General features: G+C 67.8%; 25 protein-coding genes and 1 tRNA gene. 17 read left to right on the forward strand and 9 right to left on the reverse strand.

All coding sequences use genetic code 11. From position 1 onward, the window contains the following. Window positions 1–142: 142 nt before the first annotated feature. From L1Z78_RS10255 to L1Z78_RS10270, 4 genes are all read left to right on the forward strand, one after another. Window positions 143–3,226 (forward strand): FAD-binding and (Fe-S)-binding domain-containing protein, encoded by a 3,084-nt coding sequence (locus L1Z78_RS10255; protein ID WP_234641383.1) that lies wholly within the window; start codon window positions 143–145, stop codon window positions 3,224–3,226. Window positions 3,227–3,331: 105 nt separating this feature from the next. Next, window positions 3,332–3,408: transfer RNA gene (locus tag L1Z78_RS10260), tRNA-Pro, on the forward strand. A 213-nt stretch (window positions 3,409–3,621) separates the two neighbouring features. After that, window positions 3,622–3,972 carry a single-stranded DNA-binding protein gene (locus tag L1Z78_RS10265; RefSeq protein ID WP_234641384.1) on the forward strand — a complete coding sequence of 117 codons (351 nt, stop codon included), beginning with the start codon at window positions 3,622–3,624 and terminating at the stop codon, window positions 3,970–3,972. Window positions 3,973–4,130: 158 nt separating this feature from the next. Next, window positions 4,131–4,943, forward strand: coding sequence for a MetQ/NlpA family ABC transporter substrate-binding protein (locus tag L1Z78_RS10270; RefSeq protein ID WP_234641385.1), 813 nt, complete (start codon window positions 4,131–4,133; stop codon window positions 4,941–4,943). A gap of 207 nt (window positions 4,944–5,150) precedes the next feature. Here L1Z78_RS10270 and L1Z78_RS10275 read toward each other — a convergent pair whose 3' ends face one another. From L1Z78_RS10275 to L1Z78_RS10300, 6 genes are read right to left on the reverse strand one after another with little or no spacing between them, the layout of a single operon-like run. Beyond that, window positions 5,151–5,858, reverse strand: a complete 708-nt coding sequence (locus tag L1Z78_RS10275; RefSeq protein ID WP_234641386.1) for a nitroreductase — start codon at window positions 5,856–5,858, stop codon at window positions 5,151–5,153. Window positions 5,859–5,888: 30 nt separating this feature from the next. Further along, window positions 5,889–7,079, reverse strand: coding sequence for a thiolase family protein (locus L1Z78_RS10280; RefSeq protein WP_234641387.1), 1,191 nt, complete (start codon window positions 7,077–7,079; stop codon window positions 5,889–5,891). Beyond that, complete coding sequence (locus L1Z78_RS10285) at window positions 7,076–8,581, reverse strand: AMP-binding protein (RefSeq protein ID WP_234641388.1); 1,506 nt, start codon at window positions 8,579–8,581, stop codon at window positions 7,076–7,078. The genes L1Z78_RS10280 and L1Z78_RS10285 overlap by 4 nt, the downstream gene beginning before the upstream one ends. Beyond that, window positions 8,574–9,167, reverse strand: a complete 594-nt coding sequence (locus L1Z78_RS10290; RefSeq protein WP_234641389.1) for a biotin transporter BioY — start codon at window positions 9,165–9,167, stop codon at window positions 8,574–8,576. Before L1Z78_RS10290 ends, L1Z78_RS10285 begins: the two co-directional genes overlap by 8 nt. 40 nt (window positions 9,168–9,207) lie before the next feature. Next, a complete protein-coding gene (locus L1Z78_RS10295) occupies window positions 9,208–9,801 on the reverse strand; it encodes an energy-coupling factor transporter transmembrane component T family protein (RefSeq protein WP_234641390.1) in 594 nt (197 codons plus the stop codon). A 14-nt stretch (window positions 9,802–9,815) separates the two neighbouring features. Further along, window positions 9,816–10,556: an energy-coupling factor ABC transporter ATP-binding protein gene (locus L1Z78_RS10300; RefSeq protein WP_234641391.1), complete on the reverse strand. Its 741-nt coding sequence runs from the start codon at window positions 10,554–10,556 to the stop codon at window positions 9,816–9,818. 387 nt (window positions 10,557–10,943) lie between these two features. Between L1Z78_RS10300 and L1Z78_RS10305 the strand changes: the two genes are divergently transcribed. The 4 genes from L1Z78_RS10305 (at window position 10,944) to L1Z78_RS10320 (ending at window position 14,056) form a co-directional block, all read left to right on the forward strand. After that, window positions 10,944–11,825, forward strand: coding sequence for a methionine ABC transporter ATP-binding protein (locus tag L1Z78_RS10305; RefSeq protein ID WP_234641392.1), 882 nt, complete (start codon window positions 10,944–10,946; stop codon window positions 11,823–11,825). 44 nt (window positions 11,826–11,869) lie between these two features. Beyond that, window positions 11,870–12,532, forward strand: a complete 663-nt coding sequence (locus L1Z78_RS10310) for a methionine ABC transporter permease (RefSeq protein ID WP_234641393.1) — start codon at window positions 11,870–11,872, stop codon at window positions 12,530–12,532. 60 nt (window positions 12,533–12,592) lie between these two features. Continuing rightward, window positions 12,593–13,423, forward strand: a complete 831-nt coding sequence (locus L1Z78_RS10315) for a MetQ/NlpA family ABC transporter substrate-binding protein (RefSeq protein ID WP_234641394.1) — start codon at window positions 12,593–12,595, stop codon at window positions 13,421–13,423. Between the two features lie 84 nt (window positions 13,424–13,507). Continuing rightward, window positions 13,508–14,056 (forward strand): NADPH-dependent FMN reductase, encoded by a 549-nt coding sequence (locus L1Z78_RS10320; RefSeq protein ID WP_234641395.1) that lies wholly within the window; start codon window positions 13,508–13,510, stop codon window positions 14,054–14,056. Window positions 14,057–14,132: 76 nt separating this feature from the next. Here the strand turns inward: L1Z78_RS10320 and L1Z78_RS10325 are convergent, their stop codons facing one another. Together L1Z78_RS10325 and L1Z78_RS10330 are read right to left on the reverse strand one after the other, a co-directional pair. Further along, the gene (locus L1Z78_RS10325) at window positions 14,133–14,609 is read right to left on the reverse strand and encodes a hypothetical protein (protein WP_234641396.1); all 477 of its coding nucleotides are present in this window, start codon (window positions 14,607–14,609) and stop codon (window positions 14,133–14,135) included. Between the two features lie 334 nt (window positions 14,610–14,943). Beyond that, on the reverse strand, window positions 14,944–15,585 hold the full coding sequence (locus L1Z78_RS10330) for an FMN-dependent NADH-azoreductase (protein ID WP_234641397.1): 642 nt from the start codon (window positions 15,583–15,585) through the stop codon (window positions 14,944–14,946). Between the two features lie 166 nt (window positions 15,586–15,751). On the opposite strand from L1Z78_RS10330, the gene L1Z78_RS10335 reads away from it, so the two are divergent. The 7 genes from L1Z78_RS10335 to L1Z78_RS10365 all read left to right on the forward strand — a co-directional run bounded on the left by L1Z78_RS10335 (window position 15,752) and on the right by L1Z78_RS10365 (window position 22,302). After that, window positions 15,752–16,711, forward strand: a complete 960-nt coding sequence (locus L1Z78_RS10335; RefSeq protein ID WP_234641398.1) for a LysR family transcriptional regulator — start codon at window positions 15,752–15,754, stop codon at window positions 16,709–16,711. A gap of 86 nt (window positions 16,712–16,797) precedes the next feature. After that, window positions 16,798–17,427, forward strand: coding sequence for an RBBP9/YdeN family alpha/beta hydrolase (locus tag L1Z78_RS10340; RefSeq protein ID WP_234641399.1), 630 nt, complete (start codon window positions 16,798–16,800; stop codon window positions 17,425–17,427). A 145-nt stretch (window positions 17,428–17,572) separates the two neighbouring features. Beyond that, window positions 17,573–18,574 (forward strand): sulfate ABC transporter substrate-binding protein, encoded by a 1,002-nt coding sequence (locus L1Z78_RS10345; RefSeq protein WP_234641400.1) that lies wholly within the window; start codon window positions 17,573–17,575, stop codon window positions 18,572–18,574. 74 nt (window positions 18,575–18,648) lie between these two features. Next, a complete protein-coding gene (gene cysT / locus L1Z78_RS10350) occupies window positions 18,649–19,554 on the forward strand; it encodes a sulfate ABC transporter permease subunit CysT (RefSeq protein WP_234641401.1) in 906 nt (301 codons plus the stop codon). Next, window positions 19,554–20,534 (forward strand): sulfate ABC transporter permease subunit CysW, encoded by a 981-nt coding sequence (cysW, locus tag L1Z78_RS10355; RefSeq protein ID WP_234641402.1) that lies wholly within the window; start codon window positions 19,554–19,556, stop codon window positions 20,532–20,534. The genes cysT and cysW overlap by 1 nt, the downstream gene beginning before the upstream one ends. A gap of 32 nt (window positions 20,535–20,566) precedes the next feature. After that, on the forward strand, window positions 20,567–21,694 hold the full coding sequence (locus L1Z78_RS10360; RefSeq protein ID WP_234641403.1) for a sulfate/molybdate ABC transporter ATP-binding protein: 1,128 nt from the start codon (window positions 20,567–20,569) through the stop codon (window positions 21,692–21,694). Window positions 21,695–21,789: 95 nt separating this feature from the next. Next, window positions 21,790–22,302: a disulfide bond formation protein B gene (locus L1Z78_RS10365; RefSeq protein ID WP_234641404.1), complete on the forward strand. Its 513-nt coding sequence runs from the start codon at window positions 21,790–21,792 to the stop codon at window positions 22,300–22,302. Between the two features lie 7 nt (window positions 22,303–22,309). On the opposite strand, the gene dhaL is transcribed toward L1Z78_RS10365, so the two are convergent. Continuing rightward, a complete protein-coding gene (gene dhaL / locus L1Z78_RS10370; RefSeq protein WP_234641405.1) occupies window positions 22,310–24,085 on the reverse strand; it encodes a dihydroxyacetone kinase subunit DhaL in 1,776 nt (591 codons plus the stop codon). A 234-nt stretch (window positions 24,086–24,319) separates the two neighbouring features. Between dhaL and rpiB the strand changes: the two genes are divergently transcribed. Continuing rightward, window positions 24,320–24,796: a ribose 5-phosphate isomerase B gene (gene rpiB, locus L1Z78_RS10375; RefSeq protein WP_234641406.1), complete on the forward strand. Its 477-nt coding sequence runs from the start codon at window positions 24,320–24,322 to the stop codon at window positions 24,794–24,796. Continuing rightward, window positions 24,793–26,277 carry a sugar ABC transporter ATP-binding protein gene (locus L1Z78_RS10380; protein WP_234641407.1) on the forward strand — a complete coding sequence of 495 codons (1,485 nt, stop codon included), beginning with the start codon at window positions 24,793–24,795 and terminating at the stop codon, window positions 26,275–26,277. The genes rpiB and L1Z78_RS10380 overlap by 4 nt, the downstream gene beginning before the upstream one ends. The last annotated feature ends 6 nt before the right edge of the window (window positions 26,278–26,283 follow it).

Here is a 26,283-nt window from a genome sequence, read left to right on the forward strand (position 1 = left end):
GCAGTATCTGCGGCCGGTTTTTTCGTTTGTTTTCAGAGGAGAGAGCGAGGATACTTCCTTGTCAATGGATGCGAAAACATGTGTTGTATTCATGAGTTAGCGCCAGCCATCCCTTTTCCAGAAATCCTCCGGATCCCACCCCATGTCGATTGCCGTCCTGTCTCCGGCCAGTGCCACGCTGGCCGAACCCACCCTTGATTTTCTTGCCGCCCTGCGGGACGCCGGGTTCGAGGGGGAGATCGGCACGGCCTACGCCAGTCGCACCGTGCTGTCCACGGACAACTCCATCTACCAGCGCCTGCCGCAGGCGGTTCTCTATCCCCTGCATTCCAGGGACGTGGAACGCGTGGCCACCGTGCTGGAGCAGCCCGCATTCCGTGGCGTGGCCCTGGCTGCGCGCGGAGGCGGCACGGGCACGAATGGACAATCGCTCACGGATGGCGTGGTCCTGGACCTGTCGCGGCACATGAACCGCATCCTGGAAATCAATGCCGAGGAGCGCTGGGTGCGCGTGGAGGCGGGCGTGGTCAAGGACCAGCTCAATGCCGCGCTGCGCCCGCACGGCCTGTTCTTCGCGCCCGAGCTGTCCACCTCCAACCGCGCCACCATCGGCGGCATGATCAACACCGATGCCAGCGGCCAGGGCAGTTGCACCTATGGCAAGACCCGCGACCATGTGCTGGCGCTGGACTTCGTGCTGCTCGGAGGAGAGCGGCTGCACAGTGCGCCCGTGGATGCCGAGGCGCTGGAGCGCATGTGTGCCCAGCCAGGGCGTGCCGGCAAGGTGTATCGGACGGCGCGGCAGATCTGCGAGGACCAGGCCGAGCTGATCGAGGCCCGGTTTCCCAGGCTCAACCGCTGCCTGACCGGCTACGACCTGGCCCATCTGCGCGAGGCGGACGGGCGCTTCAACCTCAACAGCGTGCTGTGCGGTGCCGAAGGCTCGCTGGGCTTCGTCGTCGAGGCCCGGCTCAACGTGCTGCCGATTCCCCGCTATTCGGTGCTGGTCAACGTGCGCTATGCGGGCTTCATGGATGCGCTGCGCGACGCGCGCGCGCTGATGGCGCACCGGCCCCTGTCCATAGAGACGGTGGACTCCAAGGTGCTGATGCTGGCCATGCAGGACATCGTCTGGAACAGCGTGGGCGAGTACTTCCCGCAGGACGAGGCCGGCCCTGCGCTGGGCATCAACCTGGTGGAGTTCAGCGGCGACGACCCCCAGGAGGTCGATGGCCGCGTGCGGGCCTTCGTCGATCACCTGGGAGTGGATGCTTGCGTGCCGCGGCTGGGGCATACGCTGGCGGCCGGCAACGCCGCCGTCCAGCGCGTCTATGCCATGCGCAAGCGTGCGGTGGGGCTGCTGGGCAACGTGGCGGGCGAGGCACGGCCCCAGCCCTTCGTGGAGGACACGGCCGTGCCGCCCGAGAACCTGCCCGAGTTCATTGCCGAGTTCCGTGCACTGCTGGACGGTCATGGGCTGCAATACGGCATGTTCGGCCATGTCGATGCGGGGGTGCTGCATGTGCGTCCCATCCTGGACATGAAGAACCCGGCCGATGCCGCCCTGGTACGCCCCATCTCCGATGCGGTGGCCGCGCTGACGCAGCGCCATGGAGGCCTGCTGTGGGGCGAGCACGGCAAGGGCGTGCGCTCCGAGTACGCGCCGGCCTTCTTCGGCGAGCTGTACCCCTCGCTGCAGCGCCTCAAGGCGGCCTTCGACCCGCACAACCAGCTCAACCCGGGCAAGATCGCCACGCCGCCGGCGAGCAAGACCCTGTTGCTCAAGGTGGACGGGGTTCCCACGCGCGGGGAACTGGACCGGCAGATCGACGAGCGTGTATGGCAAAGCCATGGCGCCGCCATGCACTGCAACGGCAACGGCGCCTGCTACAACTTCGACCCCGATGACGCCATGTGCCCCTCCTGGAAGGCCACGCGCGAGCGTGTGCACTCGCCCAAGGGCCGGGCCTCCCTGATGCGGGAATGGCTGCGCCTTCAGGGCCGGGCGGGGGTGGACGTGCTGCAGCTGGCGCAACAGCCCCAGCCCTTCCTGTCCGGTCTGGCGGCGCGCTGGCGCAACAGCCGGGCGGCGCGCAGGGGCGAGGCCGACTTCTCGCACGAGGTCTATGACGCCATGGCCGGCTGCCTGGCCTGCAAATCCTGCGCGGGCCAGTGCCCGGTCAAGGTCAACGTGCCCGAATTCCGTTCGCGCTTCCTGGAGCTGTACCACCGCCGCTACCTGCGGCCCGTGCGCGACTATCTGATCGGTTCGCTGGAATTCACCATGCCCTGGCTGGCCCGCACGCCTGCGCTGTACAACGCCGTGATGGGCTCGAGCTGGGTGCGCCATGTGCTGAGCCGGCGCATCGGCATGGTCGACGCGCCGTTGCTGAGCACGCAGGACCTGGCATCGACCCTGCGCCAATGGAAGGTCCGCGCGGCCGATGCAGGTGCTCTGGCCGCGCTGACGCCCGAGGAGCGCGCGCGCAGCGTCGTCATCGTGCAGGACAGCTTCACGCGCTATTTCGAGACCCGGCAACTGCAGGTGCTGATCGAGCTGGCGGCGCGCCTGGGCCTGCATGTCTGGCTGGCGCCGTTGCTGCCCAATGGCAAGCCCCTGCATGTCCAAGGCTTCCTGGGGGCCTTCGCCAAGGTGGCGATCCGCAACGCTGGCCAACTGGCACGGCTGGCGCAATCGGGTGTGCCGCTGGTGGGGCTGGACCCCGCCATGACGCTGGCCTACCGGCAGGAATACCTCAAGGTGCCGGGCATGGGCGAAGTGCCGCGCGTGGCCTTGCCCCAGGAATGGCTGCTGCAGGTGCTGCCGCAGGCCGATGCCGGCGGGGGAGCAGGCGGGGGCGAGGACGGCGAGGTCGATGGGCCGGCCTACCGGCTGCTGCCGCACTGCACGGAAAAGACCAATGCGCCCGACAGCGCCAGGCAGTGGGTGCAGCTGTTCGAGCGCCGCGGACTGCGCCTGAAGGTGGAGGCCACCGGCTGCTGCGGCATGTCGGGCACCTATGGGCATGAGGCGCGCAACCTGGAAACCTCCAGGATCATCTATGCGCAGTCCTGGGCGGCACGGGTCGAGGCCAAGGCGCAGCAGGGCGAGGCGCTGGCTACCGGCTACTCCTGCCGCAGCCAGGCCAGTCGCCTGTCGCAGCGCCAGTTGCGGCATCCGTTGCAGGTGCTGCTGGACCATGTGCGGGCTGCTCGCGAGGGGTGAAAGCGGCCGGCCGCGAAGAGGCCGTGCCAGGAATATGCAGGAAATTTTGAAAATTCCGCGCGTTTTACCTGGAGGCCCGTTTTTAGTGCCTATAATTCAAGTCTTCGGCGTGTAGCGCAGCCTGGTAGCGCACTTGCATGGGGTGCAAGGGGTCGCGAGTTCGAATCCCGCCACGCCGACCATAACGCAAAGCTCCTGACGGAAACGTCAGGAGCTTTTTGCTTTTCCAGGCCGTCGTAAGCCCCCATTTTGCCGCACGATCGGCAGGGCGTGCACGCCCGGCCAGCGCCCGGCCCGGCAGGGTCCTCGCGGATGCAGAGGGTAGCCTGCGTGAAAAAGGCCAGGGCGAGCAAGGATGCGCATCAGGGCATGCAGGTGTAATACCTGCACCTACAATGGCGTCTTTTGTAACTGACGATTTCTTCCTGGTCTCGCACATGATGGATGGACTGATTACCGGCAGACTCACCGGTACGCCCGAACACCGCAGCGACCGCAACCGTCGCCCCTTCATGGTGGCCCGCGTGCGCTCCGAGGCATCCGATGGCACATCCATCCCGGTCAATGTGGTGGCGTTCGATGCCCAGGCCTGCGAGGTGCTGCGCAGCCTGGTCGAGGGCGATGCCGTGGCGTTGCGCGGCAGCTTCACGCCCAAGGTCTGGATAGACCGCCAGGAGCAGCCGCATCCGGTGCTCGATGTGGTGGCGCACCAGGTGCTGGCGGCGCCCGAATTCCAGGACCGCTGAGGCGGCCGCGCCGGGGAGCAACGGTGCCCGGCTCCGAGCCCGGGTTCTGAGCTACTGAGAAAACTGTCTAGCAAACTCCACGCATGCAGGCCTGAGGCGGTGCACGATGGCGCTACAGTGTGCGCCTGTGTTTTGACAGGTTACAAGGAACCGCATCCATGCCCACCAAGCGCCATTTCCTCCGCCACACGTTCACGGCCGCCGTTGCCAGCGCCGCCATGACATTGCTGGCCATGCCCGCGCAGGCGCAGGACAAGCCCATCAAGGTCGGCGTCACTGCCGGCCCGCACGCCCAGATCATGGAGCAGGTCAAGAAGGTCGCCGAAAAGAACGGCCTGAAGATCCAGATCGTGGAGTTCGGCGATTACGTGCAGCCCAATGCGGCGCTGTCGGCTGGCGATCTCGACGCCAACAGCTATCAGCACCGTCCCTATCTGGACGCCCAGGTGCGTGACCGCGGCTACAAGATCGGCTGGGTGGCCGACACGGTGAATTTCCCCATCGGCATCTACTCCAGGAAGATCAAGCAGCTGGCCGACCTTCCCCAGGGCGCCAGGTTCGGCATTCCCAACGACCCGACCAACGGCGGCCGCGTGCTGCTGCTGCTGCAGGCGCAAGGCCTCATCAAGATCAAGGAAAGCGCGGGCCTGAAGGCCACGCCGCTGGACATTGTCTCCAACCCCAAGAAGCTGCGCTTCGTGGAACTGGACGCGGCCCAGCTGCCGCGTTCGCTGGACGACCTCGACGCTTCGGCCATCAACACCAACTTCGCGATCTCGGCGGGCCTGAACCCCAAGACCGATGCCATCGCACAGGAAAGCGCCAAGAATCCCTATGTCAACATTCTGGTCGCGCGCGATGCCGACAAGAACAAGCCCTGGGTGGCACAGCTGGTCAAGGCCTATCACTCCGATGAGGTGCGCCAGTTCATCGACGTCCAGTTCAAGGGCTCCGTGATCCCGGCGTTCTGAAGAACGCACCCCCTGAGTCGCTTCGCGCCTTCCCCCTCTCTCTTCGGGAGGAAGACGACGCCCTCACTGCGGGGCGGCCCTTGCCGGGGCGGCCCTTGCCGGGGCGGCCCTTGCTCGGCGTCCCTGAGCTGGGCCTTGGCGGTTCCAGCCACCGTGCACGATGCGAATGGAGGCTGAATTTGCAAAAGCTGCCAATGGCAGCTTTTTTCATTCGCCCAGCACCCTGAAATATTCGTCCAGGGGCGCGCGCGTGGTCTGGGTGCGGTTGACGGGGGCGGCCTCGTCGGGCCAGCCCAGGGCCAGTCCGCAGACGATGTGCTCGGCGGGCGGCAGGTCGAGTACGCGGCGCACGGTGTCGGGGTAGGAGGCCAGCGCGCCGATGGCGCAACTGCCCAGGCCCTGCGCGGCGGCGGCCAGCTGCAGGCCGTACAGGGCCATGCCCAGGTCCATGTAGCCGCCCGCGCCAAAGCGTGCATCGATGGTCACGACCAGGGCCATGGGCGCATCGAAGAAGCGGTAGTTGCGTCCGAATTGCGCATCGCGCCCGGCACGGTCTTCGCGCGCAACACCCAGGGCGCCATACAGGGCCTGGGCCGAGGCCGCCTGGCGCTTGCGCAGCGCCATGGGCATGGGGCGCGGAAAGTAGCCGTAGTCCTCGCGCTCGGGGGTGCCCGCCTGCCAGTCTGCCAGCAGCGCCTGTGTCAGTGTGTCGCGCAGCTTGCCACGCACCAGGGTGAACTGTCCGGGCTGAAGATTGCCGCCGCTGGGTGCCTGGCGCGCGGACGCCAGCAGTTGCCGCAGCAGGAGGTCGGGGACGGGATCGGGCCGGTAGGCGCGTACCGAGCGGCGCGCGTGCACGAGCGCCTCATGGGGGATGGCGCCGGGACTGGCTTCGGCTGGAGGATGGGTGGACATGCGGCAGTGAGGAGATGGGCGGGCAGGGGGTCACAAGGACTGGACGAGGCAGGCCGCGCCGATGCCGCCTGCGCCGGCGATCGCGGCCATGCCCAGGGCCTGCGGCGGCGCGTGCCCCAGTTGGCCGAGCAGGCGCACGAGCGCGACCGCGCCCGACGCACCGATGGGGTGGCCTCGCGCAAGCCCGCCGCCACCGGTATTCAGGCGTTGCAGCGGCAGGCCCAGCGCTGAGGCAAAGTCCAGCGCCTGCACGGCGAAGGCGTCATGCAATTCCACGGCCTGCAGGTCCACCGCAGCGAGTGACGGCAGCGACAGTGCGGTGGCTGCGCGCTCCAGCGCCTGTCGCGCGGCCAGTGCGGCGGCGACCAGGGGCGTCTCGGGCGCATGGCCCAGCGAGGCGCTGGCGATCCAGCGGGCGCGCGCCTGCAGGCCGTGGCGTGCGCAGGCCTGGGGCGTGGCCAGCAGCACCAGGGCCGCTCCGTCGGCCTTGGGCGAGACGGTCGGCGTGCTGAGCGCATGCAGGCGGCGCGCCTCGGCACTACAGGGGGCACCGGCCTCGGCGACCACGGGCATGCGGGCGGCCCGGGCTGCAGTCAGGGTGCGCGGATGGGCGTCGTGGTCCAGGCCCGCCATGGGGACGATTTCGGTGGCCGCCCGATCGCGCCGGGCCAGCGCGCAGGCGTGGCTGTGGATGGCGTGGGCTTCCTGCTGCGCGCGTGTGAAGCCGTGGGCCAGCGCGTGGTCGGCGGCCGACTGCAGCAGGTCCGGGTCGCGCGCGGGATCGGGGGCAAAGGCGGGGCGCTCGTAGGGCATGGGCAGCTCACCCGCATGGCGTGGCCGGGTCTGGCGGATGGGGGCGCGGCTCCAGGCCTCGGCGCCGCCAGCCACCACGATCTCGGCCTGCCCGGACATCAGCAGGCCCACCGCGAGGGCCACGCTGTCCAGGCCCGAGCAGCACTGGGTGTCCAGGCTGTGCGTGGCGCAGCGTTCGGGCAGCCCGGCCGCCAGTGCCAGCATGCGGGCCGGGTTGCCGCCCGCACCCAGGGCATTGCCCAGGACCACGGCATCCACGGCCTGGCCGGGCAGGTCGGCGCGTGCCAGCAGGGCCTGGAGCACGGGTGCCGCCAGCTCGTGGACGGCAAGGTCGTGCAAGGCACCGCCCACGGGGGCCACGGGGCTGCGTGCCCAGGACAGGATGACGGGGCCGGTCTGCGCGTTCATGGCAGGGGCCACAGTGCAGGGCCATCGACCAGGGGCTGGCCGGCGGCCGTGGCCGCCAGGGCGCGCGCCAGCCGTGCATGGTCGGTCTTGCCGCTGGCGGTCTGGGGCCAGTCGGCGCAGGTCCACCATTGGCGCGGCAACTTGTACGCCTCGATCCGCTCGCGCAGCCATGCCGACAAGGCCTGTGCGCAACCGCCCGGAGCGCTCTCTTTCCATTGCACGACGACATGCACCTGCATGCCGCGCAGTGTATCGGGCAGGCCCTGGAGAGACACCTGGGTCACGCCGGGGTGCTCGGCCAGCAGGGCCTCGACCTCCTCGGGGAACAGGTTCTTGCCCTGGGTGACGAGCATGCGGCTCTGGCGTCCGGCCAGGCACAGGCGGCCGCCGGCATCGATATGGCCCATGTCGCGCACAGAAAGCCAGTCCCCATCGCGCAGCGCGGCCGTGCCGTCGCGCGCCTCGCCCACGTAGTCCATGAACAGCATGGGGCTGCGCATGTAGATCAGCCCGTCGCCGCCCGCAAGGGCCGGGTCCCCAGGCTGGCCGCTGGCCGGACGGATCTCCAGCTGCACGTTGCTGAAGGGGCGTCCCACGGCCTGGGCGGGTGCCTGTTCGTCGGCGTCCATCCAGGCGATGAAGCTGGCTTCCGAGGCGCCGTAGAACTCGATGATGCGCGCGCGCGGGAACAGCGCGCGCAGGGCCGGCGTCTGGGCGCGCATCCAGCGCGCGCCGCTGATCATGATCAGTTCCACCCCGGTGATGGGCTCCAGCGCGCGGTGCGCGGCCCACTGCAGCATCAGCAGCAGCTGGCTGGGCACGGCCACCAGGCAGGGCGCTTCGCCACGGGCCAGCGAGGCCAGGCAGCGCGCCGCGGAAAACTTCTCCTGGACCACGGCGCCCGCGCCGCACCACAGGCCTTGCATCACCCCGAAGAGGAACAGCGAGTGCGAGAGGCGACCGGGTGCCATGGTGCGCTGCGCGGCCACGCAGCCGAAGTCCTGCAGGCAGACGCGGAAGCTCTCGGTCCAGGATTGGTGGTGGCGCATGAAGCCCTTGGGCAGGCCCGTGCTGCCCGAGGTGAAGCCGGTGTAGAAAGCGGCGGTGGGCCAGGCCTGGGCCAGCGTGCCGGGCTCGTCGGGCAGCCAGCCCTCGATGCGCTGGCGCACGGCCTCGGGCCAGTCGGGGTCGGCCACGGCCGCGCAGCGGCCGCTGTGGATGATGGCCAGGAATTCGACGATGGCATCGAGCGTGCTCCTGCCCTGGCCCGTGTCCAGCATTCGCATGGCGGGCGCCTGCGCCGAGACCAGCGCGGCGCTGCGCTGGCGCACGGCCTCATGCAGCGCCGCGAAACTCCATTGGCCGGCCTCGCTTTGCAGGGCGATCGCCTCGGGGCGTTCGCGGGCCCAATGCTCCAGCGGGCCGTGGACCAGTGTCCAGGGATGCTGCAGCGGCGCGGCCAGCGGGTGGGGCAGGGGGTGCGAGGAGGGCGACTCAACCATGCCGGCGGCCTCCGAACGGCCAGTCGGGCATGCCGCGCGCCACGGCGTGGACGATGAGGGCGCACAGCACGCACTTGATCAGATCGCCGGGCACGAAGACCAGGGTGGCCATGAAGGCCTGGGACAGGCTGAGCTTGGCCATCAGCATCAGGCCCAGCACGCCGAAGGCGTGCAGGGCGGCCAGCCCCCCCAGCACCGAGGCCGCGAAGGCGCTCAAGGCCGTGCGCCGTGGCGTGCCCTGCGGCAGCGCGCGCATGACCAGGCCCGCGATGCAGGCGGCCAGAGGATAGCCGATGAGATAGCCGGCGGAAGGCGCCATGAAGACGGCGATGCCGCCGCGTCCGCCCGACAGCAAGGGCAGGCCCACGGCCACGGCGGCAAGGAACAGCAGCATGGCCTGCATGCCACGCCATGGGCCGAGCATCACGCCGGCCAGCATCACGCCCAGCGACTGTATGGTGATGGGCACGCCCAGCGGCAGGTCGATCTTGGGAATCAGTCCCATGACGGCCATCAGCGCCGCGAACAGCGAGACCTGGGCCATGGAGCGCGCCGAGGCGCGTGAGACGGTGGTGGGTGCGGTCATGGAAAGCTTTCGCTGGGCAACGGGTGAAAAGGGCAAATCCTCAGCGGCCCAGGCGCGCCCACAGCGCGTCGGCGACGCGGCGTGTGGCCTGCAGCATGTGGATGGTCAGCGGTGCGATCAGGCGCAGGCCGCCCGCGCGGCCCGTGCGCAGGCGGTGGGCATCGTCCAGGCGCTTCCACTGCACGAAGAAATGTTCCGTGAAACGCAGCATCAATGCCAGTTGCAGGGCCACGTGCTCAGGGGAGATGCCGATGTGCGACAGCGGGGCCAGCAGCCGCTCCAGCACCTCGACCAGGTCGCTGGGGCGCGTGCTCACGGTCAGTGCCACACCCAGCGTGGAGGCGCAGGCCAGGCGCAGCGCGCTGGCCGCTGCCAGCGCGTAGTGCTGCATCCAGGCATGGAAACCCGCCACCAGCAACGCCGCCACGATGACTGACAGCATCAGCCGGCGCGCACCTTCGGTGGCGCGGCCCAGCGACAGCCACAGCAGGGCACAACCCGCGCCGGCCAGCCCCAGCAGCCAGGGTGAATCGACGAGGAACAGCCCCGTGCCCAGCAGCGCCATGAGCAGCAGCTTGCGCCCCGCGCTCCAGGCATGGAGCCAGCTGCCGTATTCGCTGTACAGGCTTCCCATGGCTGGCTCCCTGGTCAGTCCGGTGCGCGCAGGCGCCGGGCCACGTCGGCTTCATAGGCCGCGCAGACTTCACGGCCCGGCCCGTCTTCACGCACCTGGCCACGCTCCAGCCAGAGCACGCGGCCGAAATCGCGCACATGGTCGAGCACATGGGTGGAGACCAGCACCTGCTGGCCGGCGGCGGCAATGTCCCGGGCCAGCCGTGCCTGGCCGGGCAGGTCCAGGCTGGCGAAGGGCTCGTCCAGCAGCAGCACGCGCGGGGCCGCGATCAGCAGGGCCAGCCAGCACACCTGCTGGCGCTGGCCCTGGCTCAGCCCGGCCACGGCGCGAGGGGCCCAGTCGGCCAGGCCGCGCGCGGCCAGCAACTCGCGCGCGCGCTCCATGGCTTCGCGCCTGGTCAGGCCAGAGGGACGCAGGCCCAGGGCCAGCTCCTCCTCGACCGTGGGAAAGATGATCTGGTCGTCGGGGTTCTGGAACATCAGCCCGACCTGGCCGGGGCGCTGTGCGCGGGCCTCATGCAATTCGACGCCATCCAGCAGCACACGGCCGGCCTCGGGCGTGTCCAGTCCGCACAGCAGCCGGAACAGGCTGGTCTTGCCGGCGCCGTTGTCACCGATCAGGCCGATGCGCGGCGCATCCAGCCGCAGCTCCAGCCCGTCGAACACCGTGGTGATGCCGCGCCGCAGGCGCACGCCCTCCACGCGCAGGCTGGCTGGGCTGGTGGGGCAATCAGTGAGACGGGACGGTTCGGACATGGAAAAAGAAAGCGGGCACTCACCTGTCAGGCTGCGAGGCGCAAGGGGTCTTGCGACTGGACGGGGAGTGTCGGGGGCGGATTCTAGCAACGCGGCGAAGGTCGTACATCAAGGCTTCAAAGATGGCAATCGATATAAGCACCGTATTTTTTATTCTTTGGTGTGAACAACGTTTTGCAACACACTCGTTAGAACACTAATGACGTCAGATCCTGCGGTTTGCCCGGGGCTTGTTGGCGACTGCCGGCAACCTGCGCGGATCGGTACGCAACTGCCGCCAACGGCTTGGCCTTTGCCGCGGAAATTGCACGTCATTCACTGAAAAAGGCGGCAGGAAAGCCGCCGTTGCCGACCTCGGGCTTGATTCCATCGCCGAAACCAGACTCCATGACCGCTCAGAACGCCCCCCTGGCCCCGGAAAACGCGCTGATCCGCCTGCGCGACCTGCAAAAGAAATTTGTAACAGCCGATGGCAAGCACTTCGACGCCGTGCGCTCGGTGTCGCTGGACATCTCCCAGGGCACGGTATTCGGCCTGATCGGCAAGAGCGGCGCGGGCAAGTCCACGCTGCTGCGCCTGATCAACCTGCTGGAGCGTCCGGACAGTGGCGAGGTGGTGGTCTCCGGCCAGCGCCTGACCGACCTGGGCCGGCGCGCACTGCGGCAGGCGCGCCAGAACATCGGCATGATCTTCCAGCAGTTCAACCTGCTGCAAAACGCCAGCGTCTTCGAGAACGTGGCGTTTCCGCTGCGCATCCACGGCGGGCATTCGCGTGCCCAGATCGAGCAGCGCGTGCGCGAATGCCTGGACATCGTGGGACTGGCGGACAAGGCCGGCAGCTATCCGGCACAGCTGTCGGGCGGCCAGAAGCAGCGCGTGGCCATTGCGCGCGCCCTGGCGCCCCGTCCGCAGGTGCTGCTGTGCGATGAGCCGACCTCGGCACTGGACAGCGAGACCACGCGCTCCATCCTGGCCACGCTGGCCGACATCAACCGCCGCCTGGGCGTGACCATCGTCATCGTCACGCATGAGCTGGGCGTGGTGGACACGTTGTGCAGCGAAGTGGCCATCATCGAGCAGGGCCAGGTGGCCGAGCAGTTCGCGCTGGCGCCGTTGGCGGCGGGCCGCCCCTATGAGGCCGTGCCGCGTGCCACGGCCCTGGGCAGCGAACTGGAAGCCCTGCGCGTGGAGCGCGCCGACAAGGCCCTGCGCGAGCGCGGCGGATCACGCCCCGTGGTGCTGCGCGCCGTCGGTGGCACCGAACATTGATCCCGTCGCTTCCCGTTTCCCCTTTCTTCCGATTGCGTATCCCCATGTCTGAAAACATCGTCGAGATCCTGCCCGAACTCTGGGTGGCCATGGGCCAGACCCTGCTCATGCTGGGCATAGGCCTGTCGGCCGCCGTGCTGGTGGGCGGCCCGCTGGGCGTGCTGCTGTTCCTGCTCGGGCCGGGCCAGTCGCTGGACAACCGCCCGGCCTTCCTGGTGCTGAACTGGATCGTCAACACCGTGCGCTCCTTCCCCTTCATCATCCTGCTGGTGGCCCTGGTGCCGTTCACGCGCTGGCTGGCCGGCACCTCCATCGGCCCGCTGGCGGCGGCCGTGCCGCTGTCCGTGGCCGCCATCCCCTACCTGGCGCGCCTGGTGGACCAGTGCCTGCGCGATGTGCCGCGCGGCGTGATCGAGGCCGCGCACGCCATGGGAGCGTCCGAGCTGCAGATCGTCTGGCGCGTGCTGGTGCTGGAGGCTCGCTCCGGCCTGGTGCTGGCGCTGACCGTGCTGGCCGTGAGCTTTCTGTCGTACTCGGCGATCGCCGGCGTGGTGGGCGGCGGCGGCATCGGCGACCTGGCCATCCGCTACGGCTACTACCGCTTCCAGACCGATGTGATGGTGCTCACAGTGACCATCCTCGTGGTCATGGTCCAGATCATCCAGTTCGCGGGCAATACGGCCGCGCGGCGCCTGGACAAGCGCTGAACCGAACCCCTTGCCGTGCATCCCCTTTCCTCTTCTCCCAGAACCCCAAAGGACACCCAAATGACCGCAATCTTCACCACCGCGCGCCGCCAGCTGCTGGCCGCCGCCGCTGCCTTCGTCGCCGCCGGCGTGCTGGCGCTGCCCGCCCATGCGCAGGCCGACAAGAAGCAGCTCGTGATCGGCGGCACGGCCGGCTCCAACATCGACCAGCTCAAGCAGGGCATCGTGCCGCTGCTGCAAAAGAAGGGCTACCAGGTCAAGCTGGTCGAATTCAACGACTACGTGCAGCCCAACCTGGCGCTGGCCCAGGGATCACTGGACGCCAACTTCTTCCAGCACCGCGTCTATCTGCAGAAGTTCGCGGCCGACCAGAAGCTGGATCTTGTGGAGCTGGTGCAGGGCCCGATCGCTCCGCTGGGCGTGTACTCCAAGACCCGCAAGACCCTGGCCGAGGCCAGGGAAGGCGACCGCGTGACCCTCCCCAACGATCCCAGCAACCTCGCGCGCGCCCTGGTGCTGCTGGAGCAGGCCGGCCTGGTCAAGGCCAAGCCCGGCATCGATCCGCTGCGCGTGTCCGAGAAGGACCTGGCCGAGAACCCGCGCAAGCTCAAGTTCATCCCGCTGGAGGCGGCGCAGCTGCCGCGTTCGCTGGGTGACACCGAGTACGCCATCATCAACGGCAATTTCGCCATCTCCTCGGGCCTGAAGCTGACCGAGGCCGTCTCGCTGGAGAAGACCCCCGACCACTACCTGAACGTGGTCGCCATCAAGAAGAAGGACCAGGGCACGGCCTGGGCCAAGGACCTGGCCGAGGTTTATCGCTCGGCGGAGTTCAAGGCCGTGGTGGACAGCAAGTTCCAGGGCTACGCCAAGCCTGCCTTCCTGCAATAAGCTGCGTTCATAATGGTCCGGTTCCGCAACGTGGCCGTGCCGCGTTGCGGGCCTTTTTTCCCGTCACCTCGCTAGGAGCAATGCATGAGCCAGATCAAGGTCGCTGTCATCGTGGGCAGCCTGCGCAAGGATTCCTTCAACCGCAAGTTCGCCGACGCCATCGCGCGCCTGGCGCCCGAGGGCCTGGTCTTCGAGCAGGTCGCCATCGACGCCCTGCCGCTGTACAACCAGGACCATGACGGCAACGAGGTCGACGTGGTCAGGCAGTTTCGCGCGCAGATCCAGTCGGCCCAGGCCGTGCTGTTCCTGACGCCCGAGTACAACCGCTCGATTCCCGGCGTGCTCAAGAACGCGCTGGACCAGGGCTCGCGTCCCTATGGCAAGAGCGTCTGGGCGGGCAAGCCGGCCGCCGTGGCCGGCGTCTCGGTGGGTGCCATCGGCACGGCGCTGGCGCAGCAGCACCTGCGCAATGTGCTGGCCTACCTGGACATGCCCACGCTGGCCCAGCCCGAGATCTTCATCCAGGCCAAGGACGGCCTGTTCGCCGAGGACGGCTCCATTGGGGCCGGCAGCCGCGACTTCGTCAACGGCTTCGTGCAGAAGTTCGCTGCCTGGGTGCGCAAGCACCAGTGACCGGCAAGGCATTTCGCCCGACAGCAAAAAGCCCGGCAATGCCGGGCTTTTTGCATGGTGCGCGGGCAGCGGGTGCCTACGATGCCGGAGCCGATGGCGCGATTGCCGCGGCGGGGCGCGGCGCGGCGGATGCCTTTTCGCGCGCCTGGGCCTGGTCGATGGCATCGATGATCACCACGCCCGTGGACTTGACGCCGGGCATGGAAAAGCCGGCACCCGGTGTCACGCCCGGGTGGGCCAGCAGCTTGCGCGTCATCTCCTGGTTCAACTGGAGCTGGCTGGGTCCGGGCGTGGGCGTCGCCTGCGGTGGGGGCTCTTGCGGCGCAGGAGTTTCATCGGTGTGGCGCACATAGCTGCGGTACACGCGGGAGTTGGCCTGCTCCTGGTCCTGCTCGCGCTGGTACTGCATGAACTGGTAGATGCCTATGCCCAGCACCGTGATGGCCAGCAGGGAGACGGCGATCACGGTGATCACCAGGTTTTCATCGGAAGGCGGGCGGCTGTGGACCGCTGCGCGCGGGCGGATATGGGGGCGGGGACTGGTGGCTGGCATGGGCGAAATGCGGGGAATGCAGAAAAGCTGCATGCGTATCGGCAGGCCCGTGCTGTTTCTGAAATGCAGAAAAAACATGTCGGACAATGCCGCAGGAAAGGCAGCGACAGCCCAGCCTATCAGCTTCGCGTGTCGTCCAAGGACTGGACGGCATTGGAATTTTCAAAGAAGCCGGGACTGCGGATACCTCTTTTGTTCGTATCGGTCCATCAGGTCCTTCCATGGTCTGCCGTGCCCCGGTCCATCTTCGTTGTCCACGAATGCCAATGCCCGGCAAACCCGGGCATGGGTACTGCCGGCCGCCGTGGGGCGGCCAGGCAGGGGTACGAGGACCTCAGGCGGCCAGCGCGGCTTCCTGGTTGGCGGCCGGGGCCTTCAGGCCCGCGATGTCGCTGCGGGCCGATTCCAGGGCCTTGGCCTTGGCTTCGTCGCCCATGGCCACGCCTTCTGCGCGCACGATGCTGACATCGGTGATGCCCAGGAAGCCGAAGACGGTCTTCAGGTAGCTTTCCTGGTGCTCCAGTGCCTGGCCCATCTCGCTGGTCGAGTACACGCCGCCGCGCGAGGAGGCAATGATCACCTTCTTGCCCTTGGCCAGGCCTTCGGGGCCGGCTGCGGTATAGCGGAAGGTGCGGCCGCCTTGGGCGATGCGGTCGATCCAGGCCTTGAGCTGGCTGGGGATGGTGAAGTTGTAGAAGGGGGCGCCCACCACGACCACGTCGGCGGCCAGGAACTGGGTCACCAGCGCTTCGGAGATCGCATTCTGTGCGCGTTCGGCTTCCGTGGTGGCGGCCTGTCCGGTGCGAAAGCCCATGGACACGGCGTTCAGGTGCTCGGGTGCGTTCACGGCCAGGTCCAGATACTCGACCTTGGCGCCAGGGTTGGCTGCCACCAGGGCCGCCACGGTCTGGGCGGTCAGTTGGCGGGACACCGAAGCGGCGCCGGTGATGGAAGAGTCGATGTGCAGCACTTGCATGGAATTTGCTCCAGGGTTGTTCGGGTGATCGGGGCCGCTCTCCGCAAAGCTGGAAGGGCTGACCATGGGATAAATTGTGAATTTGGATGGAGTCTTTGATAAGCCATCGAAATTGCGATAGATTGTCCTGAATTTGAATGCAATGAGCCTGAGGGGAGGCAGCAACATGATGGATCTCAACGACATGCTGTACTTCGCGGAAGTGGTGGAGCGCGGTGGCTTCGCGTCGGCGGGGCGCGCGCTGGGCATTCCCAAGTCGCGGCTGTCGCGGCGCGTGGCCGAGCTGGAGGCCCGGCTGGGCGTGCGCCTGCTGCAACGCACCACACGCAAGCTGTCGCTGACCCAGGTGGGGGAGGCCTATCTGCGCCACTGCCAGGCCATGCGCGATGCGGCGCTGGCCGCGGCCGATACCGTGGCCGAGGTGCAGACCGAGCCGCGTGGCACCCTCCGGGTGAGTTGCCCTGTGACGCTGGCCCAGACGGTGCTGGGCGAGCTGATGCCGCAGTTCCTTGAGCGCTGCCCTCTGGTGCATGTGGAGATGCAGGTCACGAACCGGCCCGTGAACCTGGTGGAGGAGGGCATCGACGTGGCCCTGCGCGTGCGGCCCAGCCTGGAGGACAGCGGCTCCATGGTGGTCAAGCGGCTCGATGCCTCGCGCCAGATCCTGGTCGCCAGCCCCGGCCTGCTGGAACGTCAGGGCACGCCGCGCGTCCTGGCCGATCTGCAGCATCTGGACAGCATGGCGATGTCCGCCGTGGACGGCCAGTCCAGCCTGCTGCTGGTCGGCCCCGAAGGTCGCGAGCACCGCCTGCAGTTGCAGCCACGCTATGTGGTGGACGATCTGCTGACGCTGAAGTTCGCCGCGCTGGCCGGCAGCGGCATGTGCTGGCTGCCCGACTACATGTGCCATGAGGAACTGGCTGATGGCCGGCTCGTGCACCTGATGCCGGGCTGGGAGCCGCCGCAGGGCATCGTGCATGCCGTGTTTCCCTCGCGGCGCGGGCTGGCGCCGGCCGTGCGGCATTTCCTGGATTTCCTGGGAGATAGCATGCCGGGGCGCAACAGCCTGGCGGAGCGCACGGCGATGTTCATGTCGGCCCGCCGCGGCGGGCGCGAGGGGCCATAAGAAAACAACAAATCGTTCGTTGGGTTTGGGGGCTGCCCTGATCACAATCCCGGTCAATGTCCAGTATTGGACAACCAGGAGCAGCCATGAATCCCCACCGCATCGTCATCGTGCCAGGCTGGCGCAACTCGGGCCCCGACCACTGGCAGAGCCTTTGGGCCGGCCAACTGCCCCATGCCGAACGTGTGGAGCAGGACGACTGGCTGGTGCCCCACCGCGATCCCTGGGTGGCGGCGCTGGAGGCCCAGGTGCTGTCGCGGCCGGATCCCGTGGTGATCGTCGCCCACAGCCTGGGTTGCATCACGACCGTCCATATGGGGCCCGAGGCCAGTGCCCGCGTCAAGGGCGCGCTGCTGGTGGCCCCTGCCGATCCCGAACGCCGTGCCCAGCTGGCCGATTTCGCGCCCGTGCCCTATGCGCCGCTGCCCTACCGCAGCGTACTGGTGGCCAGCAGCAACGATCCCTACTGTCCGATCCGCCGTGCCGGCGCCTATGCACGGGCCTGGGGCAGCGAGTTCGTGCGGCTGCAGAACGCCGGCCACATCAATGTGGAAGCGGGTTTCGGCGACTGGCCCCTGGGCCTGGCCCTGCTGCAGTCGCTGCTGGCCGAAGATCTGTGGCAGCCGGCCCTCCCTGTTGCCCGGGAGCGGCGCTCCTCCAGCCGCCGGGTGGCTGCACCCCTGTCACCACGCGCCGCCACGGCACTCGTGGCCTAGCGTGCATGCCGCCGCGCGTCGTCCTTATATTTGAATAGGGCATAACAAACAAAAATACAGTCTTTTGAGTTTTAAGAACGTTTTCGCACAATGTGACTGTCTGTGAACCACCGCAGCACAACTCCACTAATAAAAGGCAGCGAACATGCATTCTTTGAAGCTCAAGACTTTGTTGGCCACCCTGGCGCTGGCCGCCGCCGGAACCGTATCGGCACAGAACCAGCTGCTCAACGTCTCCTACGACGTGGCACGCGAGTTCTACAAGGACTACAACGCAGCCTTCGTCGCCCACTACAAGAAGACCAAGGGCCTGGATATCAAGGTGGACCAGTCGCACGGAGGCTCCAGCGCCCAGGCGCGCGCCGTCAATGACGGCCTGGCCGCCGATGTGGTGACCTTCAACACCACCACCGACGTGCAGTTCCTGGCCGACAGCGGCGTGGTCGCCAAGGACTGGGCCAGGAAATTCCCCAATGACGCATCGCCCACCACCTCGACCATGCTGTTCCTGGTGCGCAACGGCAATCCCAAGAACATCAAGGACTGGAGCGACCTTATCCGTCCCGACGTGAAGGTCGTGGTGGTCAACCCCAAGACCGGCGGCAATGGCCGCTATGCCTATCTGGCCGCCTGGGGCTCGGTGCGCGAGAAGGGCGGCACCGACGCGCAGGCCGCCGAGTTCGTGCAGCAGCTCTACAAGAACGTGCCCGTGCTGGGCAAGGGCGGGCGCGATGCGACCAGCATCTTCCTGCAGCGCAACATCGGCGATGTGCTGATCACCTTCGAATCGGAAGTGATCTCCGTGGACCGCGAGTTCGGCAAGGGCAAGGTCGACGCCATCCATCCCTCGGTGTCCATCGTGGCCGAGAACCCGGTGGCCGTGGTCGAGCGCACCGTGGCCAAGAAGGGCACGGGCCAGCTGGCGCAGGACTACCTGGCGTGGTTGTACTCGGACGAGGCGCAGGAGATCGCGGCCCAGCACGCGCTGCGCCCGCGCTCCGAGGCTGTTCTCAAGAAGCACGCCGACCTGTTCAAGCCGATCAAGCTGTTCACGGTCTCCAAGTACTTCGGCTCCCTGTCCGAAGCCCAGAAGGTGCACTTCAACGACGGCGGCCAGTTCGACAAGATCTACGTCCCTGGCAAGTAAGCACGCAAGCATGCCTCACGGCGGCAGCGCCCGCCTGAGGCCCCGTCCCCACACTGGCTGATTTGGAATCCAACATGGTGTCTGCCGTTCCGACCAGCCCAAGGCCTGGCGCCGACGCTCCCGCGCCCGCACCCTCCGGTGCGGCGCGCCGGGGGCGCGGCGCCAAGCGCGTTCTGCCCGGCTTCGGGCTGACCTTGGGCTATACGCTGTTTTACCTGAGCCTCATCGTGCTGATCCCGCTGTCGGCGCTGCTGCTCAAGACCTTCTCCCTGACCTGGGCCCAGTTCTGGGACGCCGTGGCCGCGCCGCGCGTGCTGGCCTCCTACCGGCTGACCTTCGGTGCCTCGTTTGCCGCGGCCTGCGTGAACCTGGTGTTCGGCCTGCTGATCGCCTGGGTGCTGGTGCGCTACCAGTTTCCAGGCAAGAAGATCGTCGACGCCCTGGTCGATCTGCCCTTCGCGCTGCCCACGGCTGTGGCCGGCATCTCGCTGACGGCGCTGCTGGCGGGCAACGGCTGGGTCGGGCAGTACCTGGAGCCGCACGGCATCCAGCTGGCCTTCAATCCCAACGGCGTGGTCATCGCGCTGATCTTCATCGGCCTTCCCTTCGTGGTGCGCACGGTGCAGCCCGTGCTCGAAGACTCCGAAAAGGAACTGGAGGAGGCCGCGACCAGCCTGGGCGCATCGCGCTGGCAGATCTTCTACAAGGTCATCCTGCCGGCCATCACGCCGGCCCTGCTGACGGGTTTTGCCATGGCCTTCGCGCGCGCCATCGGCGAGTACGGGTCGGTGATCTTCATCGCGGGCAACATGCCCATGATCTCGGAGATCACGCCGCTGATCATCATCGGCAAGCTGGAGCAGTACGACTACGCGGGCGCCACGGCCGTGGCCGTGGTGATGCTGCTGTTCTCCTTCGTGATGCTGCTGGTCATCAACGCGCTGCAGGCATGGCAGCGCAAGCATTCGGGAGGCGCATGATGGAGTTGTCGCAACAGGAAGCCCTGCTGCTGAAGATCATCGGCGCGGTGCTGGTGGCGGTGGTGGTGCTCTACAGGCTCACGGCGCCCAAGGCGGGCCGGCGCGAGAAGCTGTCCACCACCGAGCCGCGCGCCGTGCGCTGGATCCTCACGGGCATCGCCCTGACCTTCATCGGGCTGTTCCTCGTGCTGCCGCTGGCCGCCGTCTTCACCGAGGCGCTGCGCAAGGGCTGGGATGCCTATGTCGCCGGCCTGCAGGAACCCGATGCCTGGTCGGCCATCCAGCTGACGCTGATCACGGCGCTGATCGCCGTGCCGCTGAACCTGGTGTTCGGCGTGGCGGCGGCCTGGTGCATCGCCAAGTTCGAGTTCCGTGGCAAGGCCTTCCTGATCACGCTGATCGACCTGCCGTTCTCGATCTCGCCCGTGGTGGCGGGCCTGATGTACGTGCTGGTGTTCGGTGCCCAGGGCTGGCTCGGCCCCTGGCTGTCCGAGCATGACATCAAGATCATCTTCGCCGTGCCCGGCATCGTGCTGGCCACCGTGTTCGTGACCTTCCCCTTCATCGCGCGCGAGCTGATCCCGCTGATGCAGGCCCAGGGCAGTGACGAGGAGCAGGCCGCCATCGTGCTGGGCGCCACGGGCTGGCAGACCTTCTGGAAGGTGACCGTGCCCAATATCAAGTGGGGCCTGCTGTACGGCGTGATCCTGTGCAATGCGCGTGCCATGGGCGAGTTCGGTGCCGTGTCCGTGGTCTCGGGCCATATCCGGGGCCAGACCAACACGATTCCGCTGCACGTCGAGATCCTCTACAACGAGTACCAGTCGGTCGCCGCCTTCGCCGCCGCCTCGCTGCTGGCCCTGCTGGCCCTGGTGACCCTGGTCATCAAGTCCGTGGCCGAATGGCGCGCCGAGCAGCAGGCCAAGGCCGCCGCCGACCTGCCTCCCGAGCGTCCCCCGCAGGTATCGCAGGCTTCCTGAGCCCGAGGCCCCGACCAAAAAAGAGCAACACCATGAGTATTGAAATACGCAACGTCAGCAAGCAGTTCGGCGATTTCCAGGCCCTGCGCGATGTGAGCCTGGACATCAAGTCCGGCGAACTCATCGCCTTGCTCGGCCCCTCGGGCTGCGGCAAGACCACGCTGCTGCGCATCATCGCGGGCCTGGAGACGCCCGACGTGGGCAGCATCCACTTCAGCGGCGAAGACACGACCGACGTTCATGTGCGCGAGCGCAACGTGGGCTTCGTGTTCCAGCACTATGCGCTGTTCCGCCACATGACGGTGTTCGAGAACGTGGCCTTCGGCCTGCGCGTGAAGCCGCGCGGCCAGCGTCCCAGCGAAGCCCAGATCCGCGAGAAGGTGATGAGCCTGCTCAAGCTGGTGCAGCTGGACTGGATCGCCGAGCGCTTTCCCTCGCAACTGTCGGGCGGCCAGCGCCAGCGCATCGCGCTGGCCCGGGCGCTGGCGGTCGAGCCCAAGGTGCTGCTGCTGGACGAGCCCTTCGGCGCGCTGGACGCCAAGGTGCGCAAGGAACTGCGCCGCTGGCTGCGCCACCTGCATGACGAGCTGCATGTGACCTCGATCTTCGTGACCCACGACCAGGAAGAGGCGCTGGAAGTGGCCGACCGCGTGGTCGTCATCAACCAGGGACGCATCGAGCAGGAGGGCACGCCCCAGCAGGTCTGGGACAACCCGGCCACGCCCTTCGTCTATGGCTTCCTGGGCGATGTCAACCTGTTCAAGGGCCGGGCCAGCGATGGCCGGGTCTACCTGGACGAGGGCATGCAACTGGACAGCCACGACGCCCATGGCGCCAGCGACAGCAAGGCCTTCGCCTATGTGCGCCCGCACGATCTGGAGGTGGAGCGCTACTCCCCTGGCCAGAACCTGGACGTGCAGGGACGGCCCACGGGCATCGTCGTGCAACTGGCCCGCGCCATCGTCGTGGGGCCCATCGCGCGGCTGGAACTTATTCCCTCGGAGAGCACCGAAAGCACGGACAATGCCGAAGAGGGCAGCCTGATCGAGGCGCAGATTCCTGCGCAGCAGTTCAAGGACATGGGCTTGCGCGAAGGGGAGACCCTGGTGGTGACACCGCGCCGCGCCAAGGTGTTCCTGGACGCGGCGGCTGGCATCTGACGGCGCGGCAACGGCTTTCGCACCCGCATCAGGGCTGTGGCGCCGGGCTGGCGCCACAGCCCTGATTTCATTCAACCGGGTGACGAAAGACAAGAATGCTTCAATGGTTTGACAACGCTCCGCGCCGCATCCTGGCGCTCATCAGCCTGGCCTGCGTGGCCATGCTGGCCTTCGGCATGTACCTGCAGCACGTGGTGGGGCTGGAGCCCTGCCCGATGTGCATCGTGCAGCGCTACGCGCTGATCGGCGTGGCCATCTTCACGGGCCTGGGGGCGGCGCGCGGCTCGCGTGGCTGGCTCATGGGCTGGGGCATCCTGGCGCTGCTGTCCTCGGGCTTCGGTGCCTTCGTCGCCGCACGCCAGAGCTGGCTGCAGTGGTATCCGCCCGAGTTCGCGACCTGCGGCCGCGACTTCTACGGCATGATCGAGAACTACCCCATCAGCCGCTCCCTGCCCATGATCTTCCGTGGCTCCGGAGACTGTGCCGCCGTGGACTGGAGCTTTCTGGGCGGCTCCATCGCCAACTGGTCCTTCATCTGCTTCGTGGTCTTCAGCGTGGTTGTGCTGATCCTGCTGGCCAGGCGGGCCGGCGGCGCCCGCCGCGCCTGAGCGGCCCTCATCCCAGCTGGCGCCTGAGCGAGCAGGCCATGGTGCTCAGGATCAGCCAGCAGGAGGTGGCCCCCGCATCGAGCACACCCACCGAGCGCGGCCCCAGGCGGGCCGAGCGGCCGATGCGGGCCTGCATGTTCCTGGTGGATTCCTTGCCGGCCTCGGCGGCGGAGGCCATGGCCTGCAGCGCCTCGGAAAAGCCGGCGTCGGCCTGCAAGGCCAGGTCATAGGCACGGCAGGCGGGGGCCAGCGTGTCGACCAGGGTCTTGTCTCCCACGCGGGCGCCGCCCAGCGCCTGCACGTTCGCTAGGGCCCGGGCCAGGGCCTGGCCGAACAAGGCGGCATCGAGTTGCTCCTGAGGTGCAAGCACTTCGGCGAACCCTCGGAAGAACCCTCCGTACAGCGGCCCCATCGAGCCCCCGATATCGTCCATCAGCGCCTGGAACAGTTGCTCCAGCGCCGTCGGCAGATGGGCCGCCCGGTGCTCGCCCATGACATCCAGCCGCGCCGCGCATTGCGAAAAGCCCTTGGCCATGTTGACGCCGTGGTCGCCGTCGCCGATGAGGCCGTCGATCTCGCTGAGGAACTGCCGGTGGCTGACGATGGTGGCGATCAACTCCCTGACCAGGCTGCCTGCTTCATTCAGCGCGACGCAGGGGCCTTCAGGGTCGCGCCGCACAGTGGTGGATGGCTCCCTGGAGGGCGGCGGTGCCGCGACCGGCATGTCTGCCCGCTGCTCCTGTGTCGGAGCGGGATCCGTGGCGGGCGCCGGGCCGGCGATCGACAGGGCGACGCCGTGGCAGGGGGCCTTCAGGCAGGCCTCCAGCTCGTCATCGAGCTTCATCAGCGTGAGCGTGACGCCCATCATCTCCAGCGAGGTGAACAGGTTGCCTATCCGCTGAAAGGCCACCGTGATGCCGTTTTCCTTCAGGCGCCGGGCCACTTCCGCGTAGAGGATGTACTGCTCCATCAGCGGCGTGGCGCCCAGGCCGGACAGCAGCACGGCCACGCGGTCCCCGCGGGCGAAGGGCAGGTCGGCGAGGAGGGTGTCCAGCATGAGTTCGGCCATCTGTGCCGCGGTGGCCGTGGGCCGCACGGACACGCCCGGCTCGCCGTGGTGGCCAATGCCCACTTCCATGGTGCCGGGTGCTATGTGGAAGTTGGCCTTGCCCACGGCAGGGATCACGCAGGCCGACAGGCCCAGCCCCATGCTGCGCGTGCAGGCCATGGCACGCCGCGCCACGGCGACGACCTCGTCCAGGCTGGCCCCCATGGCGGCCTTGGCGCCGGCCGCCTTCCACATCAGGATCTCGCCGGCCACGCCGCGGCGGCGCTCCTCCTCGCCACGGGGTGCGGAGGGTACGTCGTCATTGGCCACCACGGCCTGGACCACGATGCCGTCGCGCGCCGCCATCTGCATGGCCATGCCCACGTTCATGTTGTCGCCCGCGTAGTTGCCGTACAGGCAGGCCACGCCGGCACCGCCGTCGGCGGCGCGCATGGCGTCGTGGAAGCTGCGGGCCGTGGGCGATGAAAAGACCTCGCCGATGGCCACGGCATCGCACAGGCCTTCGCCGATGTAGCCCAGAAAGGCCGGCTCGTGGCCCGAGCCGCCGCCCGTCACGATGCCCACCTTGCCCTGGCGTGGCTCGGCCCTGCGCCGCACCACCCGTGCATTGCCTTCGCTGGCGCACAGCGTGTCGGCATGGGCGGACAGCCATCCCTGGAGCATGTCTTCCACCACCCGGTCTGGGTGGTTGATCACGCGATTCGTCGAACTCATGCGGACGTTTTCCTCCATGTGCGTTGTCTCCCTGAGGTGGCGATTGAGTTGGTCAGATGCTCATTTGATGGTCATTCTTTGTTTTGATGAAAGCCGATGTCAACCGGATTTCATGCGGGATTCATAAGGGAAATCGATAGGTTTTTTGATTTGACAGGCAAATATCGATTGTGGGATCGTAGGAAAAAGGATGATCTTTTGATCATTTGATGATCTTTTGAAAGAGGAGTCGCCGTGAACCTTGCCATCGGCTGCGACGAAGCCGCCTGCGATCTCAGGGACACTGTCAGGCAGCACCTGCTTGCACAGGGCCATGCGGTGACCGACTTCGGCACGCACGATGGCGCGCCGGTGCTGTATCCCGACGTGGCGATCGCCGTGGCGCAGGCCATCGTGCAGGGGCGCCATGAGCGCGGCATCCTGCTGTGCGGCACGGGCATCGGCATGGCGATCGCCGCCAACAAGGTGGCGGGCATCCGCGCTGCGCAGGCCCACGACACCTATTCGGCCGAGCGCGCCAGCCGCAGCAACGATGCGCAGATCATCACGCTGGGCTCGCGCGTGATCGGCGCGGAACTGGCCAAGGCCATCGTGGACCGCTTCCTGGCCTCGACCTTCGACGGGGGCGGCTCCGCGCAGAAGGTCGATGCCATCACCGGCTTCGAGCGCGCGCAGGCCGCATCGGCGCGTGGCGAGGAGGGTGGGCCATGAATGCCGCGCTGCTCCAGGCCCGCGGGGTGGCCAAGAGCTTCGGCGGCGTGCCCGCGCTGCGCGACGGCTGCCTGGAGCTGCACCGCGGCAGCGTGCATGCCCTGTGCGGCGGCAACGGCGCGGGCAAGTCGACCTTGCTGAACATCGTGATGGGCATACTGCGGCGCGATGCGGGCGAGATCCTGCTCAAGGGCCGTCCGGTGGACTTCGCTACGCCGCACGAGGCGCTGTCGCACCGCATCTCCATCATCACGCAGGAGCTGTCGCCCATCCCGGGCATGAGCGTGGCCGAGAACATCTTCCTGGGCCGCGAGCCGACCCGGGCCGGCCTGGTGGTCGACTACCGCAGGCTGTTCGAGGCGGCGCAGGCGCTGCTGGCGCAGCTGGGCTTTGCCATCGATGCGCGCACGCCGATGGGCCGGCTCAGCCTGGCGCAGACCCAGCTGGTGGAGATCGCCAAGGCCTTCAGCAGGCAAAGCGAGCTCATCATCATGGACGAGCCCACCTCGGCCCTGGGCGAGAGCGAGACGGCCATCCTCTTCGATGCGATCCGGCGCGTGACCGCGCGAGGGGCCGGCATTCTCTATGTATCGCACCGCCTGACCGAGATCTTCACCATCGCAGACCGCTATACCGTGCTGCGCGATGGCGGATTCGTGCAGTCCGGCCGGATGGCGGACATCGACCGGCGCGGGCTGGTGAAGCTCATCGTGGGACGGGAGGTGGGGCTGGCGGACAGGGCTCGCAAGCCGTCGGTCCGGGGCGAGCCGCTGCTGTCGGTGCAGGGGCTTGCGCGCCAGGGCGAATTCGAGGACATCGACCTGCAGGTCGCGCCTGGCGAGGTGCTGGGCATCTACGGCCTCATGGGGTCGGGGCGCAGCGAGTTTCTCAATTGCCTGTATGGACTCACGCGGGCGGACCGCGGCCAGGCCCGGCTTCGCGGCAAGGCCTTGCCCGAGGGAGACCCCCGGGCATCGATCCGGGCGGGACTGGCCCTGGTGACCGAGGACCGCAAGGCCACGGGGCTGGTCCTGAGCGCCTCGGTCGGCTTCAACGCCAGCCTGTCCGCGCTGCCGCGCCTGCAGCATGCCCGGGTGATCGACCTCCCGGCCGAACGCTCGCTGGTCGGCCATCTGCTGCGGCGCCTGCGTGTCAAGCTGGCCAGCCCCGCCATGCCGGTCTCGGGCCTGAGCGGCGGCAACCAGCAGAAGGTGGTGCTGGCGCGCTGCGTGGCGACCGAGCCCGTCTGCCTGCTGTGCGATGAGCCCACGCGCGGCATCGACGAAGGAGCCAAGCGCGAGGTCCATGCCTTTCTGGCCGAGTTCGCCGCGCAGGGCCATGCCGTGGTCGTGGTGTCGTCCGAGGCGCCCGAGCTCCTGGAGGTGAGCGACCGCATCGCCATCTTCCGCAAGGGACGCATCGCCGAAGTGATTCCGGGCCACGGCGCGACGCAGGAGGAGCTGCTGCACCTCGCGTCCTGACGGTTT

Source organism: Delftia tsuruhatensis (genome assembly GCF_903815225.1).
In the GTDB taxonomy this organism is placed as follows: Bacteria; Pseudomonadota; Gammaproteobacteria; order Burkholderiales; family Burkholderiaceae_C; genus Comamonas; species Comamonas tsuruhatensis_A.

What these genes read in the sequence shown, in the direction of transcription:
- L1Z78_RS10340 (WP_234641399.1), top strand. Translation starts at nt 16,798, where the DNA reads ATGAATCCCCACCGCATCGTCATCGTGCCAGGCTGGCGCAACTCGGGC.
- L1Z78_RS10275 (WP_234641386.1), bottom strand. Translation starts at nt 5,858, where the DNA reads ATGTCCACCCATCCTCCAGCCGAAGCCAGTCCCGGCGCCATCCCCCAT.
- L1Z78_RS10345 (WP_234641400.1), top strand. Translation starts at nt 17,573, where the DNA reads ATGCATTCTTTGAAGCTCAAGACTTTGTTGGCCACCCTGGCGCTGGCC.
- L1Z78_RS10280 (WP_234641387.1), bottom strand. Translation starts at nt 7,079, where the DNA reads ATGAACGCGCAGACCGGCCCCGTCATCCTGTCCTGGGCACGCAGCCCC.
- L1Z78_RS10330 (WP_234641397.1), bottom strand. Translation starts at nt 15,585, where the DNA reads ATGCAAGTGCTGCACATCGACTCTTCCATCACCGGCGCCGCTTCGGTG.
- L1Z78_RS10320 (WP_234641395.1), top strand. Translation starts at nt 13,508, where the DNA reads ATGAGCCAGATCAAGGTCGCTGTCATCGTGGGCAGCCTGCGCAAGGAT.
- dhaL (WP_234641405.1), bottom strand. Translation starts at nt 24,085, where the DNA reads ATGAGTTCGACGAATCGCGTGATCAACCACCCAGACCGGGTGGTGGAA.
- cysW (WP_234641402.1), top strand. Translation starts at nt 19,554, where the DNA reads ATGGAGTTGTCGCAACAGGAAGCCCTGCTGCTGAAGATCATCGGCGCG.
- L1Z78_RS10295 (WP_234641390.1), bottom strand. Translation starts at nt 9,801, where the DNA reads ATGGGAAGCCTGTACAGCGAATACGGCAGCTGGCTCCATGCCTGGAGC.
- L1Z78_RS10360 (WP_234641403.1), top strand. Translation starts at nt 20,567, where the DNA reads ATGAGTATTGAAATACGCAACGTCAGCAAGCAGTTCGGCGATTTCCAG.
- L1Z78_RS10325 (WP_234641396.1), bottom strand. Translation starts at nt 14,609, where the DNA reads ATGCCAGCCACCAGTCCCCGCCCCCATATCCGCCCGCGCGCAGCGGTC.
- L1Z78_RS10300 (WP_234641391.1), bottom strand. Translation starts at nt 10,556, where the DNA reads ATGTCCGAACCGTCCCGTCTCACTGATTGCCCCACCAGCCCAGCCAGC.
- L1Z78_RS10305 (WP_234641392.1), top strand. Translation starts at nt 10,944, where the DNA reads ATGACCGCTCAGAACGCCCCCCTGGCCCCGGAAAACGCGCTGATCCGC.
- cysT (WP_234641401.1), top strand. Translation starts at nt 18,649, where the DNA reads ATGGTGTCTGCCGTTCCGACCAGCCCAAGGCCTGGCGCCGACGCTCCC.
- L1Z78_RS10255 (WP_234641383.1), top strand. Translation starts at nt 143, where the DNA reads ATGTCGATTGCCGTCCTGTCTCCGGCCAGTGCCACGCTGGCCGAACCC.
- L1Z78_RS10315 (WP_234641394.1), top strand. Translation starts at nt 12,593, where the DNA reads ATGACCGCAATCTTCACCACCGCGCGCCGCCAGCTGCTGGCCGCCGCC.
- L1Z78_RS10335 (WP_234641398.1), top strand. Translation starts at nt 15,752, where the DNA reads ATGATGGATCTCAACGACATGCTGTACTTCGCGGAAGTGGTGGAGCGC.
- L1Z78_RS10265 (WP_234641384.1), top strand. Translation starts at nt 3,622, where the DNA reads ATGGCGTCTTTTGTAACTGACGATTTCTTCCTGGTCTCGCACATGATG.
- L1Z78_RS10380 (WP_234641407.1), top strand. Translation starts at nt 24,793, where the DNA reads ATGAATGCCGCGCTGCTCCAGGCCCGCGGGGTGGCCAAGAGCTTCGGC.
- L1Z78_RS10270 (WP_234641385.1), top strand. Translation starts at nt 4,131, where the DNA reads ATGCCCACCAAGCGCCATTTCCTCCGCCACACGTTCACGGCCGCCGTT.
- L1Z78_RS10285 (WP_234641388.1), bottom strand. Translation starts at nt 8,581, where the DNA reads ATGGTTGAGTCGCCCTCCTCGCACCCCCTGCCCCACCCGCTGGCCGCG.
- L1Z78_RS10290 (WP_234641389.1), bottom strand. Translation starts at nt 9,167, where the DNA reads ATGACCGCACCCACCACCGTCTCACGCGCCTCGGCGCGCTCCATGGCC.
- L1Z78_RS10310 (WP_234641393.1), top strand. Translation starts at nt 11,870, where the DNA reads ATGTCTGAAAACATCGTCGAGATCCTGCCCGAACTCTGGGTGGCCATG.
- L1Z78_RS10365 (WP_234641404.1), top strand. Translation starts at nt 21,790, where the DNA reads ATGCTTCAATGGTTTGACAACGCTCCGCGCCGCATCCTGGCGCTCATC.